Origin of the sequence: Segatella sinensis, from assembly GCF_040095255.1 — a bacterium.
GTDB lineage: Bacteria > Bacteroidota > Bacteroidia > Bacteroidales > Bacteroidaceae > Prevotella > Prevotella sinensis.
On sequence record NZ_JBBNGE010000031.1, the window covers coordinates 23080 to 38494 of the forward strand.

Sequence of the window (15415 nt, forward strand, 5' to 3'; positions counted from 1 at the left end):
TTCATTGTATTGAGAGGGGATTGCAAATCCCTCCAGGGGTGGTCGAACCTTTTTAGACGGCGGATTGCAAATCCGCCGGAACGCCTAACGGTGTTTATCCATACGCCCTGAAAGGGCAGAAGCTCCTAGCCCAGGGCATCGCCCTGGGTATTATAAATGGAAAACCTGTCGCCCTGTAAGGGCAAAAGCTTTGAATTTGCTTCGTATTTTAAAGCTTTTGCCCTTACAGGGCGCATTACACCAACCACTACACCCAGGGCGGTGCCCTGGGCTAGGAGCTTCTGCCCTTTCAGGGCGTATGGATTTCTGCGGAATTAATGCTTTTACCGCCAGGCGTCCCGGCGGATTTGCAATCCGCCGTAAAAAAAGGTTCGACCTATCAATAACGGGGGATTTGTAATCCCCCAATAAAAGCATACTCCTTTTCTGCGGATTGCAAATCCGCAGAGCCTAAATAGGTTAGGACATTTTTTAACGCCGGATTTCAAATCCGGCGGGACGCCTGGCGGGTTTGCCCATTTATCTTGTTTTTCTCTCTTTGTGTTATTTTGAAACGAATAATAGGGTTTATTCTTTCAAAATGAAAGATAAAGCGTATTGATGTATATTGATATGTTATTTTCCTCCTTTTCTTAAGACAAAAGGTAATGAAAATCTTTCGTATATTGACAAAAAGTAGTAATTTTGCAGCCGAAACATAACAAAATGTTATTTGTTTTAGGTAAAAAGAGATAAAAATAACCGTAAAAGAAAGGAAAAGATATTATGTGTGGAATCGTATCTATCTTCAATATTCAGGAGCAGACTCCTGAATTGCGACAGCAAGCGCTTCGTATGAGTCAGAAGATTCGCCATCGCGGACCAGACTGGAGCGGAATCTACTGTGGTGGTTCTGCTATCCTGGCACATGAGCGTCTGAGCATTGTTGACCCGGAAAGTGGTCGCCAACCTTTGTTTGCACCAGACAAGAAACAGGTGCTTGCCGTAAATGGTGAGATTTATAATCATCAGAATATCCGTGCCCGTTTTGCCGGCAAATACCAGTATCAGACCGGTTCCGACTGCGAGGTGATTCTTTCTCTCTATCGTGAGATGCGAGCAGATTCCGACTTTGATACCTTAATATATAAAGGTGAGGATGCGCTCCACGCCCGTATCTCCAAGATGCTTGAAGAGCTGAACGGTATCTTTGCCTTCGCCCTTTACGATGCCGAGCGTGATGAGTTCCTCATTGCCCGCGACCCTATCGGCGTAATTCCTCTTTATATTGGTTATGATAAGGATGGCAAGGTGTTGGTGGCAAGCGAGTTGAAGGCTCTGGAAGGTCAGTGCGACCATTACGAGCCATTCCTCCCAGGTCATTATTACTATAGCAAGAACCCTGGCATGAAGCGTTACTATACCCGTGATTGGTTTGAATACGCTGCCATGCAGAAGAAATATCAGATTGATGATAAGAAGAAGGCTGAAGCCCAGTTGAAGGATGCGGAACCTCAGGAGAAAGCTGCGGTAAAGGAAATCCATGATGCCCTCGAAGCATCCGTCAAGCGCCAGCTGATGAGCGATGTTCCTTACGGTGTATTGCTGAGTGGTGGTCTCGATTCTTCCGTCATCTCTGCCGTAGCCGAAAAATTCTCTTCTACCCGTGTGGAGAATGGGGGCGAAACCAAGGCATACTGGCCACGCTTGCACTCCTTTGCCGTAGGTTTGAAGGGTGCGCCTGATTTGGCAAAGGCACGACTGGTTGCCGATCACATCGGAACCGTGCATCACGAAATCAACTACACCATCCAGGAAGGTCTGGATGCCATCCGTGATGTCATCTATTTCATCGAGACCTACGATGTTACCACCGTCCGTGCATCTACCCCGATGTATCTCCTGGCGAGAGTCATCCGAAGCATGGGTATCAAGATGGTGCTTTCGGGCGAGGGTGCCGACGAGGTATTCGGAGGTTATCTCTACTTCCACAAGGCACCGGATGCCAAGGCTTTCCATGAGGAAACCGTGCGCAAGCTCGGCAAGCTCTACCTCTACGATTGCCTGAGAGCCAACAAGAGTCTGGCTGCATGGGGCATCGAGGGCCGTGTGCCTTTCCTCGACAAGGAGTTCCTGGATGTAGCGATGGGTATGAACCCGGTATTGAAGATGTGTCCGGACAAGACCATTGAGAAGAAGGTGGTTCGTGAGGCATTCGCCGATCTGCTTCCAGAAGAAGTAGCATGGCGACAGAAGGAGCAGTTCTCCGATGGAGTGGGCTATTCATGGATTGATACCCTGAAGCAGATTACCGCATCAGCCGTCAGCGACGAACAGATGGCGCATGCTGCCGAGCGATTCCCTATCAATCCTCCACGGAACAAGGAGGAGTATTATTATCGCTCTATCTTCGCCGAGCATTTCCCAAGCGACAGCGCTGCCAAGAGTGTTCCTAGCGTGCCAAGCGTAGCCTGCTCTACAGCCGAAGCCCTGGCGTGGGATGCCTCTTTCAAGAATCAGAACGACCCTAGCGGTAGAGCCGTAGCGGGAGTTCATGAACAGGCGTATAAATAGGAATGTTGAATGTTGAATGTTGAATGTTGAGTTGCCTCGCGGATTATTTGTGAGACCTTTAGCATGTCGCAAGGGCGTAAGCCTTATTCAACATTCAACACTCAACATTCAACACTCAACACTCAACATTAAAATATTAGAAATAACCGATATAAAACGAACAAGAAATGGAAAAAGGATTGTACAGTTCAGCCTATGAGCACGATGCGTGTGGCGTAGGTATGGTGGTGAATATCCACGGTAACAAGAGTCATGAGCTGGTCGATAACGCCTTGAAGGTCCTCGAGAATATGCGCCATCGTGGTGCTGAGGGTGCCGATAACAAGACGGGTGATGGTGCCGGTATCATGCTCCAGATTCCACATGAGTTTATTCTTCTTCAGGGTATCCCTGTACCGGAAAAGGGAAAATATGGTACAGGTCTCGTCTTCTTGCCTAAGGATGAGAAGAAACAGCAGGATATCCTCTCTATTATGATTGAAGAGATTGAACGTGAGGGACTTCAGTTGATGCATCTCCGCAATGTACCTACCAATCCAGACTGTCTGGGTGAGGCTGCATTGAGCAATGAACCTGCCATCAAACAGGTGTTCATTACAGGTGTGACAGATGATAAGGTGCCTGTCTTTGAGCGCACCCTCTATCTTATCCGTAAACGTATTGAGAAACGTGTCAGCGATCCTGATTTCTATATCTGTTCGTTGTCTAATTCGAATATCGTATATAAGGGTATGTTGAGCAGCCTCCAGCTGCGTCAGTACTATCCTGACTTGACTAATAATTATTTTACAAGCGGTCTGGCTCTGGTTCACTCCCGCTTCTCTACCAACACCTTCCCTACATGGAGCTTGGCTCAGCCATTCCGTCTCCTTGCCCACAATGGTGAGATCAACACCATCCGTGGTAACCGTGCCTGGATGAAGGCTCGTGAGAGTGTGTTGAGCAGTGAGGCTCTGGGCGATATCCGTGAGATTTCTCCTATCGTTCAGCCTGATATGAGTGACTCTGCCAGTCTCGACAATGTCTTCGAGTTCTTCGTAATGAGCGGCTTGTCTTTGCCTCATGCCATGGCTGTCATGGTGCCTGAGAGCTTCAACGACAAGAACCCTATCTCTGAGGATTTGAAGGCTTTCTATGAGTATCACTCTATCCTGATGGAGCCATGGGATGGTCCTGCCGCCCTGCTCTTCAGCGATGGCCGCTATGCCGGTGGTATGCTCGATAGAAACGGTCTGCGCCCTGCACGCTACACCATCACCAAGAACGATATGATGGTAGTCGCATCTGAGGTAGGTGTGATGGATTTCGACCCAACCGAGATTGCCGAGAAGGGACGCTTGCAGCCGGGTAAGATTCTCCTGATTGATACCCAGGAAGGCAAGATTTACTATGATGGCGAAATCAAGGAGCGCCTGGCTGAGCAGCATCCTTACCGCCAGTGGTTGAACACCAACCGTATTGAACTGGAAAAACTTCGCAGCGGACGAAAAGTGGAAAATGGTGTGGAAAACCTCACTCGCAAGGAATTGGAATTCGGTTTTGGCGAGGAAGACATCGACGGTACCATCATTCCGATGGCTACCAAGGGTCAGGAGCCTACAGCATCTATGGGTAATGATACTCCGCTTGCCGTGCTTTCCGACCAGCCACAGATCTTCTTCAACTACTTCCGTCAGCAGTTTGCTCAGGTTACCAACCCTGCCATCGACTCCATCCGTGAGAACCTCGTGATGAGTCTTACCGAGTATATCGGCCGTGTAGGTTCCGGCATTCTGAACCCGGACGAAAGCAACTGCAAGATGGTTCGCTTGCCACATCCTATCCTGACCAATACCCAGCTGGATATCCTTCAGAATATCCGCTACAAGGGATTCAATACCGTAAAGCTTCACATGATTTTCGAAACCGCCAAGGGCGAAGAAGGACTTCACGAGGCTTTGGATGAACTCTGCAAGCAGGCTGCCCAGAGCGTGGATGATGGCTATAACTACATCATCCTGAGCGACCGTGGTGTGGATGAAACTCATGCCGCCATCCCATCATTGCTCGCCGTGAGCGCCGTTCATCATTATCTGATAGATGCCGGCAAGCGTGTGCAGACTGCCCTCATCGTAGAGAGCGGTGAAATTCGTGAGGTAATGCATGCTGCCCTCTTGTTGGGTTACGGTGCATCAGCCCTCTGTCCATACTTGACATACGCCATCCTCGACGACCTTGTAAAGAAGGGAAAGATTCAGGAGGATTATTACACAGCCGAGCAGAACTATATCAAGGCTGTGAAGAAGGGCTTGTTCAAGATTATGGCTAAGATGGGTATCTCTACCATCCGAAGCTATCGTGGTGCCAAGATCTTCGAGAGCATCGGTTTGAGCGAGAGCCTCCTGAAGAGCTACTTCGGAACAGAGGTGAGCACCATCGGCGGTATCGGACTCGAGACCATCGCCCGTGATGCCATCCGCCTGCACGACAAGGCATTCGAGACCAAGAAGCTCGACTTCCTGCCAAGCATGGGACAGTTCCACTACCGCAAGGACGGTATCAAGCACGCTTGGAACCCAGAGACCATCGCCACCCTGCAGCTCGCAACCCGCAAGGGCGATTACGATCTCTTCAAGAAATATACACATCTCGTTGACGATAAGCAGGAGCCTATCTTCATCCGCGACTTCTTCGGCTTCCGCAAGAATCCTATCTCTATCGATAAGGTGGAGCCAGTAGAGGAAATTGTCAAGCACTTCGTTACCGGTGCGATGAGTTTCGGTGCCCTCTCCAAGGAGGCTCACGAGGCAATGGCACTCGCCATGAACGCCCTGGGTGCTCGAAGCAATACCGGTGAAGGTGGTGAGGATAACGAGCGATTCCATTCTACACAGGATGGCATCAGCCTCTCCAGCAAGACCAAGCAGGTGGCTTCCGGTCGATTCGGTGTGACTACAGAATATTTGGTAAATGCAGAGGAAATCCAGATCAAGGTGGCACAGGGTGCTAAACCGGGTGAGGGTGGTCAGTTGCCTGGCTTCAAGGTCAACGAGGTCATCGCCAAGACCCGTCACTCTATCCCTGGCATCAGCCTGATTTCTCCTCCACCTCATCACGATATCTACAGTATCGAGGATTTGGCTCAGCTCATCTTCGACCTCAAGAATGTGAACCCTAAGGCGGCTATCTCTGTCAAGCTGGTAGCTGAGAGTGGTGTGGGTACCATCGCTGCCGGTGTGGCTAAGGCGAAGGCAGACCTCATCGTTATCTCTGGTGCCGAGGGTGGTACAGGTGCCAGCCCTGCATCCAGCATGCGTTTCGCAGGTATCTCTCCTGAAATCGGACTTTCTGAAACCCAGCAGACTCTTGTGAAGAATGGTCTTCGTGGTCAGGTTCGTCTGCAGGTAGATGGTCAGTTGAAGAGCGGTCGTGACATCATCCTGATGGCTCTGCTCGGTGCTGAGGAATTCAGTTTCGGTACTGCCGCCCTCATCGTTTTGGGTTGTGTCATGATGCGTAAGTGTAACCTGAATACCTGTCCTATGGGTGTTGCCACACAGGATCCTAAGCTCCGTGCGCACTTCCGTGGCAGCTACAAGTACCTCATCAACTACTTCCGCTTCCTCGCCGAGGAGGTTCGTGAGTATCTGGCTGAGATGGGTTACACCTCTTTGAATGATATCATCGGTCATACAGAACTCATCGTTCGCAAGACTGATGAGGAGATTGTTCCTACCGAGGGTGCTGATGCCGTAGAGCCAGAGGTGGCCAAGAGCGTCAAGGAGAAGGCAGACTTGCTCGATTTCTCTCGTCTCTTGCATCGTGAGACAGGTCATTGCTCGCTCTATCATACTACCGAGCAGATCCATGACCTCGACAATGTACTCGACCAGCAGTTGATTCGTGGTGCACAGCGTGCCATCGAGAATCAGGAAGAAGTGAACCTCGACTTCGCCATCAAGAATACCGACCGTGCCGCAGGTGCCATGCTGAGCGGTATGATTGCCGAGAAATATGGTGAGGCGGGTCTTCCAGACAAGACCGTAAACGTGAAGTTCAAGGGCTCAGCAGGTCAGAGCTTCGGTGCCTTCCTGGTCAATGGAGTGGATTTCAAACTCGAGGGTGAGACCAATGACTATTTCGCCAAGGGACTTTCAGGAGGTCGTATTTCCATCCTTCCTCCTATCCGCAGCAACTTCTCTGCCGAGGATAACATCATCGCCGGTAACACTGGTCTGTATGGTGCCACAAGCGGTGAGTTGTATATCAATGGTAAGGTAGGCGAGCGCTTTGGTGTTCGTAACTCCGGTGCCATCGCCGTGATTGAGGGTGCTGGCGACCACTGCTGCGAGTATATGACGGGCGGTAGAGTAGTAGTGCTCGGTGAAACCGGCCGTAACTTCGCCGCTGGTATGAGTGGTGGTGTTGCCTACGTATGGGATAAGAACCACAACTTCGATTACTTCTGTAACATGGATATGGTGGAGATCAACCTCGTGGAGGACAGCACCTATCGCAAGGAGTTGCACGAGCTGATCCGTCAGCATTATCTCTACACCGGCAGTAAGCTTGCCCGTACCATGCTCGACGACTGGAACCACTACGTAGAGGATTTCATCCAGGTAGTGCCAATCGAGTACAAGCGAGTTCTCCAGGAGGAGCAGGTAAAGAAGTTGCAGCAGAAGATTGCGGATATGCAGCGCGATTATTAACATTTAACTTTGAACTTTGAACTTGAAACTTTGAACTTTATGATATGCTTCATGGAGTTATAGCTCTCGATACTAATCATAAAGTTCAAAGTTCAAAGTTCAAAGTTCAAAGGGAACAAAGTTTAAAGTATCAAGATGGGAAATCCAAAAGCATTTTTGACTATACCTCGCAAGGAAGCAGGTTATAGACCAATTCACGATAGAATCCTCGACTTCAGCGAGGTAGAACAGACTTTGAATAGCAACGACCGCCGACAGCAGGCTTCCCGTTGCATGGATTGTGGCGTGCCTTTCTGCCACTGGGCTTGTCCATTGGGCAACAAGGCACCGGAGTGGAACGATGCCCTCTACAAGGGCGACTGGGAGTTGGCTTACCGTCTCCTCAATTCCACCAACGACTTCCCGGAGTTCACAGGACGCATCTGTCCTGCACTCTGCGAGAAGGCATGTGTATTGAATCTCATGGATCATGAGCCAACCACCAACCGTGAGGATGAGTGTGCCATCGTGGAGCATGCCTTCTCTGAGGATTATGTGCATGTTGAGATTCCGGAGCGTAACGGCAAGACGGTGGCTGTCATCGGTGCCGGTCCTGCGGGATTGGTAGCTGCCAACCAGTTGAACCACAAGGGATATAAGGTAACGGTCTTCGAGGCACGTGAGAATGCCGGTGGTCTGTTGCGTTACGGTATTCCTAACTTCAAGCTCAACAAGAGCATCATCGACCGCCGTCTTCGTCTTCTCGAAGAGGAGGGCATCGAGTTCAGATACAACCAGCATATTGACGTTACCAAGTTGCCGGAAGGCTTTGATGCCTACGTGGTATCTACCGGTACACCGACAGCCCGCGACCTGAAGATTCCTGGAAGAGAGCTGAAGGGTGTTTATTTCGCCCTCGAACTGCTTTCTCAGCAGAACCGTATCCTTGCGGGTATGGAGTTCTCTAAGGACGAACTGGTCAACTGCAAGGGCAAGGATGTATTGGTCATCGGTGGTGGTGATACGGGTTCCGACTGTATCGGTACCGCTCATCGCCAGGGTTGCAAGAGTGTAACCCAGATCGAAATCATGCCTAAGCCGGTAGAGGGGCCTGAGGATCCTAAGAATCCTTGGCCAAACTGGCCTCGCACCCTGAAGACCACTTCAAGTCATGAGGAAGGCTGTACCCGCCGCTGGAACATCAACTCTCTGGAGTTCCTGGGAAAGAACGGTAAGCTGACAGGCGTGAAGGTTCAGCCTATCGACTGGAAGCCAAACCCAGAGGGCGGTCGCCCATTGATGGTAGAGGCTGGCGAGCCGGAAATCATCAAGGCAGAGGCTGTGTTCCTGGCAATGGGCTTCCTGAAGCCACAGCAGCCTGAGTTTGCCGAGAATGTATTTGTAGCTGGTGATGCAGCCAGCGGAGCTTCTCTGGTGGTTCGTGCCATGGCAAGCGGTAGAAAGATTGCTGCTCAGGTAGATAAGTTCCTGAACAAGTAATATTCGGTTATTTTTAACTATAAGTGTAGGGAGGTAAACCTTGTGACGAGGTAAGCCTCCCTTTTTTGTGCTCGGTAAGTGACTTACTTGCGGTGGCTAAGTGACTTACTTACGGGTGCTAAGTGACTTACTTACGGGTGCTAAGTGACTTGCTTACGAGGTCTAAGTAAGATACTTATGGTGCTAAGGCGACTTGTCCCGGAATGACAGAGTGACACCGATGACAGCATTTTCTTAAAAAATCTCTCGCGTAGGCGGGCGGGAGGCTGATTTAGAAAATTTTTCCTGCCCGCCCGCGCGTAGGATTTTTTTAGAAAACAGGTGTCATAAGTGTCATAAGTGTCATCGAGTCTCTCTTTCTTTTCCTCTTCTTTTCTTTATTTAAGTTAGACAACTGAAGTGTCTTCTTGTTCGGGTGATTGATGTAGGTCAAGCTGATTGACAAGGATATTTTTGTGTAAACGTTATCATTGTGGTAAAATGGGGGAGAAAAGGGGGCGAAAAGAGGGGAGAATACTTAAAATATTTAAAATTTAAGGCATTTTGCTAAAAATAACGGGGCAAAAACATTCTAATTCAAAAAAAAGCTTTACCTTTGCAGCGGTATATATACATTTTGGTAACGATAAAATTGGAAACTAAGAATGATAAAATGATAAAAAGGAGAGTGAAGGCAAGACCTAAGTCAACAACATACACTGGCTACTTCGTCGAGCTTGACCTTTCTAAAACATATAATGAGTTAGACAACATAAGTTTAATTAAATTTTTTATAAAAAATGAAAAGACAATTAACTAGTATTTTGCTCTTCTCTGCCCTCTTGGTGGGTGGAGCTAGCACTTTCGTATCTTGTACAGATAACGAAAGCGACAGTAACTACAACACTAGTGTTTCTCTTGCTGATGCGATCAAGAATCAGGTTGATGAACTTGGTAAGATTAACACTTGGTTGGGTGATTTGAAGACTTCTAATCCTGACCTTGCTGCAGCAATTGATGCGCGTATCAAGGATAACTGGAAGGCTATTGGTGACAAGGGTGCTGTATCTGAGTTGGCAAAGTATGCTTCTTTGGATAAGGCTATCAGAGCATCTAAGGCATACACAGGTATGAAGGATACTTTGGATACTCATACCAGACAGATTGCTGCTCTTGAGGATATGCGTAAGTCAGATTCTCTCATCTTCGCTAAGGCTGATAGTGCATTGAATTACCGTCTTGATACTCTTTCTGCAAAAGTAAATAGTGAGCTTGCTGCTCAGCAGATTTTGAATAGCCAGTATGACAAGGCTCTTGATTACCTCGTAAATAAGAATATTACAGGTGCTATTGTTGATGGTACAAAGAATCCTGTTTTTGGTTATCTTCAGAGTGGTGTTCTTGATTTGAATCTTGCTTCTGCTTATTATGGTTATGCAGCAGAGGGTGATCCTTTCTGGGGTATCGATGGCGGTAAGGTCGTTGGTGCTAATGAGGAAGGCAATGCAGGTTATATTTATATTACATTGAATCCTAAACAGGTAGCTCCTGAACTTGTAAGCGTAGAATTGACAACCACTTCTGGTAAGAAGGCTGAAGGATTTAAGCTTGGTGATCTTCAGGAGTGCAATGAGGATTTGACATGGGGATATACACGTGCTGCAAGTGGTTTCTATAAGATTCCTGTTACATGTGTAACTCCTGAGAATGATGGCTTTGATGTAAACAAGGGTGAATTGAAAGAAGCTGCTAAGAATATTCTTTCAGAGTTGAAGAACCCTAAGGCTACTAATTTGAATCTCGGTCAGATTGCAACAACAATGTATCATGCTGCAAACAATCAGTTGAAGAAGTTGCGCGTTCAGATTACATTCAAGTTGTATGATGCTACTAAGGGTGAATATGTAGATAGAACTGTTAGTACAGAGGCTAAGATGGGTGCTTTTGCTGTTAAGCCAGTGGGCTTCACTTTCTTGCAGGATAATCAGGCACTTGCTAAGCTTGCTCAGTTTGGTGTAGAGCACTTCCGTATTCCAACATTGTCAGATAAGTTGGCAAAGATTGCTGATGCTGTTAAGTTTAATGTAACAGCTTCTGGTAATGTGGTTACTATGCTTACTGCAATTGATGTAACTGCTGCAGAGAATGCAAATGGTGGAGTTGATTTCTTCAAGAAGAATGAGGTTGTTCCATTTATGACATTGGATAACGCTAAGATTGTTGATAAAGATCAGGTTGATATTGATAATGATAATCATACTCAGTATATCTATAAGATTCAGACAAATGCTCTTGATGAGGTAATGGCTAGCATCAACAAGCAGATTTCTGATAAGCTCCAGCCTATTCAGAATGCTCTTAATAGCGCTAAGTTGAATAACTATGTTGAGAAGTATGATAACTATGTACCAAAGGTAAATGCATGGTTGAAGAAGATTTCTGCAAACATTGCAAATGTAAATCGTTTGTTGCAGCCTGCATTGTTCATCTCAGGCGAGAGTGGTGAGATTGCTATTGCTGGTACAGATAATCACTTCACAGCTCCTACTGTTAAGCTTGGTGGTAGCTATATGTTGTGTGCAACTACTTATACAGCTGAGTTCTTGGCTCCTGCTTACAAGAAGGCGCTTTCTGCAGATAATGCAACAATTACTGTTGATGGTAAAGATGCTTCTAAGCCATTCGCTGGTAATGTACAGAAGGCTCTCTTCACTCCTACTAAGGAGGGTGTATGCAAGATTACTTACGAGGCAGTAGATTACTCTGGTGTTCCTGTTGAAAAGAACTTCTATATTAACGTAGTAAAGTAATTTAAGAATAACGTAGTTAGTGGCAAGCTTGCTTGCCGCTAGCCAAGTCTTAAAAACGATTTTTTTATATAATTAGATTAAAGATTATGAAATTAAATAAGGTAATACTGTCAGGTGTTGTTGCTTTGAGTTGCGTTAGTGCGTCAGCTCAGGAAGCAGATAAGACTGTAAATGTCTTCACTCCACATTGGTATGCACAGGCTCAGATTGGTGGCCAGTACACATTGGGTGAGATCGGTTTCGGTAAGTTGTTGTCTCCAAATGCTCAGGTAGGCGTAGGTTATAACTTCAATCAGGTTGTAGGCGCTCGTCTTTCTTTGAATGCATGGCAGAGCAAGGCTGGTCAGAACGTGGCTGGCAACGTTTACAAGTGGAAGTGGAACTATGTAGCTCCAATGGTTGACGCTACATTCAACCTCACAAACCTCTTCTGCGAGTACAACCCAGACCGTTTGGTTGAGGTTGGCGTATTCGGTGGTATCGGCGCTAACATCGCTTGGGGGAATGACGAGGCTGCTGATGCTAAGGCTGCTATCTTGAAGAGTGAAGCTGCTACTGAAGCTCTGAAGTATGGTGCTACTCCATTGGAGAACCTTTGGGATGGTACAAAGACTCGCTTCGTTGCACGTGTTGGTGCTAACGTTGACTTCCGCGTAAGTGATCGCGTTAAGTTGGGCGTAGAGCTTTCTGCTAACACATTGAGCGACAAGTACAATTCAAAGAAGGCTGGTAACCCAGACTGGTACTTCAACGCATTGGTAGGTGTAAAGGTTGCTCTTGGTGAGACTCATACCACTAAGGTAATCCCTGCTCCAAAGCCAGTAGAGAAGATCATCGAGCGTATCATCGAGAAGCCAGCTCCAGCTCCAGCTCCTAAGGTTGAGTCTAAGGTAGTTGAGGAGAACTTCCGTCGTGATATCTTCTTCCCAATCGGTAACTCTAATATCGCTAAGTCTCAGTCAACTAAGATTGCTGAGATCGTAGAGTACATGAAGGAGAACCCAGATGCTAAGATCACTTTGACTGGTTATGCAGATAAGGGTACAGGTTCTGCTGCATTCAACGATAAGATTGCTGCTCGCCGTGCTCAGACTGTTTACAATACACTCGCAGCTAAGGGTGTTGCTAAGAGCCGCATGATCAAGGAGTCTAAGGGTTCACGCGTTCAGCCTTTCGAGGAGAACGATATGAACCGTGTTACAATCTGTATTGCTAAGTAATTTAGCTCTATATAGAATTAAATAGTTCATTAAACATTATAACCGATCTTCATTCTTACTATGTAAGCTTTGGAGACCGGTTATTTTTTTTTGTAACTAAACAGTATTAGAATGAAGAAAAGATTGTTTCTGCTCCTCTTGGGTTGTGCTACCATGCTCGGTGCTCAGGCGCAGTTGAGTGGTGCTGGCTACTACCGTGTGAAGAATGTTTCTACCGGTAGATATATGTCGCTTTCCGACAACCATAGTAGAGGAGTCAACTTCGCTTCTACCAGTGCGGATTGTGGTGCCATGGCTACTAGCTCTATTTGGGAGGACATCTCGCATGACCCAGGAAGTGTGTTCTATCTGGATCATATCAGCGGTGAAAGCTATAATGTGGTAGGTCAAGGAACCAGCCTTTATGGCATTATCCAGTATTACATCTACCTGACTCCGGTTGGCAATTACTACAAGGCTTGGCAGCAGGATAGTGGCCAGCGTATCACGCTGACCGATAAGAAATCCCATGATGCTGTAAGCTATGTAACTACTACAGGTACTTATAGTACTTGGAATATTACGCCTATCAATACTTCCGATAACTATATTGGTGTAAAGCCAACCGTTACGGTTGGCGATAAGCATTATGCTGCCGTCTTTGCCGGTTATCCTTATACGCTGGGTGCTGGTATGAAGGCATACTATGTAACTAAGGTGATTGAGAAGGAAGGTGTGATCATCATCAAGGAGTTGACAGGTACCATTCCTGCAAAGACCCCTGTGTTGATTGAGTGTGCTTCTACAGATGTCAGCAAGAATCAGGTAACACCAGTTGAAAGCGATGCAGCTGTGCCATCTGATCTGGCTTCTCAGGTGAAGGGTGTTTACTTCTGCATAGGAAATAGATGGTCTGGTCATTTCAACTCTGTGAAATTTGATGCTTCCAGTATGCGAGTATTCTCAGCCAACTCTTATGGTTATATCGCTATGACTACCTCTAACGATGCGCTCACTTCTGTGAGTATTGATCAGGATGCTGGTAATGGTGATAAGGTGAGAATTTTGGCAATCCCTGCCAACAGCTGGTATCTTTCTGTTTCTTCTTCAGCTCCATCCGAGATGAAGATGGTTACCGCCGAGCAGTATGCTACAGGCATTAAGGACATCACGGTGAAGCCTGCCTCATTATATAATGTATATACCCTTGAAGGTGTACAGATTAAGAAGAATGCAACTTCAATCAGCGACTTACATCAGGGGATTTACATCATAAATGGCAAGAAAGTCGTTATTAAATAAATAAAAAGCCCTAAACTCTTGTGAGTTTGGGGCTTTTTGCGTAACTTTGCACCGTTTTTTAATGAAAATCAAAAATTTATGAGAAAATATGTAATTGCATTGGCAGCAGCGCTGCTGCCAACGATGGGTATGTTTGCCCAGACATTTAGTGAGCCTTGCATCCCGGGCAAGGTGTACACCAAGAGTATTGACGCTTCCGTGACGCTGGGTACAACCGGTGTCGGTGTGGATGTGGCGGTGCCACTGAATGATGTCTTTCAGGTTCGTACGGGTTTCTCCTTTACTCCCCGTGTGCATGCTACCATGAACTTTGCGGTGCAGGTGGGTGATGAGAAGGAGAGTGAGCAGGTGCAGGCGGAGAAGTTCAATCGCCTCGCTGACATGCTGGAGGAATATACCGGTACCAGAGTAGGGAATAGCATTGATATGGTGGGTACTCCAACGATGAACAACTTTAAGTTGCTCGTAGATGTTCATCCTTTCAGCAACAAGAACTGGCACTTTACTACCGGTTTCTATTGGGGACCTTCACAGGTTGCCAAGGCTGAGAATGCAGTCTATGATGGAACCTCTCTGGTAGCAGTGAGTATGTACAACAACCTCTATGAGCGTGTGAAGAACTCTTATGAGAACTTTGTACCTTATATGTCTGTAGGTGATCAGCAGTTGGTAGCTGGCAAGGATCTCTATGATAAGTTCATGAGTTATGGCAGAATGGGTGTAACCCTGGGCGAGCGCAAGGATGGTACTCCATTCCGTCTGGAGCCGGATGCTAATAATAATGTATCTGCCACTATCAAGGTAAACAACTTCAAGCCTTACTTAGGTTTCGGTTATGGTGGCAAGCTCTTCAAGAATAGCGACGATTATTATGTTTCCTTCGATGCCGGTGTTTTGTTCTGGGGTGGTACTCCAAAGATCATGACCAACGATATCCAGAAGGTTACCTTTACACCAAATGAGGATTATACAGAGGCGGTGAAGCATGTAACCACAGAACCAGGTGTGGATTTGGCAAAGGATGTGAAGAACGTACCGGGTAAGGTAGGCGACTATGTGAAGCTCTTGAAGAGCTTTAAGGTTTATCCTGTAGTAGAACTTCGTTTGACCCGCCGAATCTGGGTGAAATAAGGTAGGATGTGTGCCTACACACCCAGATGGCTTAAAAACGGCGATTTGGGGCGAAAATAGGCGATTTAAGGCGTAAAAGTGTTTAAGACTGTTAAATAATGGCGGTTTTTGAAACTTTTCTCTTCGAAAATTTGGTGGTTTCGCAAAATGTTAGTACTTTTGCACTCGCTTTTGAGAAATCAAGTATTACTCTAAGCAACTAAAGAAAGAGTTCTTTGAAAGATTTTACATAAACAGACAAGTAGTACAAGAAGCGGTTGACTTCTTAGAA

General features: G+C 46.8%; 7 protein-coding genes. All 7 read left to right on the forward strand.

Translation table 11 applies throughout. The features are described from left to right. Positions 1-765: 765 nt before the first annotated feature. A complete protein-coding gene (gene asnB, locus AAAT87_RS09715; protein WP_349226283.1) occupies positions 766-2553 on the forward strand; it encodes an asparagine synthase B in 1788 nt (595 codons plus the stop codon). A gap of 167 nt (positions 2554-2720) precedes the next feature. Continuing rightward, a complete protein-coding gene (gene gltB, locus AAAT87_RS09720; RefSeq protein ID WP_349226284.1) occupies positions 2721-7244 on the forward strand; it encodes a glutamate synthase large subunit in 4524 nt (1507 codons plus the stop codon). 135 nt (positions 7245-7379) lie between these two features. Further along, positions 7380-8723, forward strand: coding sequence for a glutamate synthase subunit beta (locus tag AAAT87_RS09725; protein WP_337507715.1), 1344 nt, complete (start codon positions 7380-7382; stop codon positions 8721-8723). Positions 8724-9502: 779 nt separating this feature from the next. After that, on the forward strand, positions 9503-11512 hold the full coding sequence (locus AAAT87_RS09730; RefSeq protein ID WP_349226285.1) for a hypothetical protein: 2010 nt from the start codon (positions 9503-9505) through the stop codon (positions 11510-11512). 86 nt (positions 11513-11598) lie between these two features. Further along, positions 11599-12732, forward strand: coding sequence for an OmpA family protein (locus tag AAAT87_RS09735; protein ID WP_349226286.1), 1134 nt, complete (start codon positions 11599-11601; stop codon positions 12730-12732). 111 nt (positions 12733-12843) lie between these two features. Continuing rightward, positions 12844-14013 carry a hypothetical protein gene (locus AAAT87_RS09740; protein ID WP_349226287.1) on the forward strand — a complete coding sequence of 390 codons (1170 nt, stop codon included), beginning with the start codon at positions 12844-12846 and terminating at the stop codon, positions 14011-14013. A gap of 78 nt (positions 14014-14091) precedes the next feature. Continuing rightward, positions 14092-15144, forward strand: coding sequence for a hypothetical protein (locus tag AAAT87_RS09745; RefSeq protein WP_349226288.1), 1053 nt, complete (start codon positions 14092-14094; stop codon positions 15142-15144). Positions 15145-15415 lie beyond the last annotated feature (271 nt).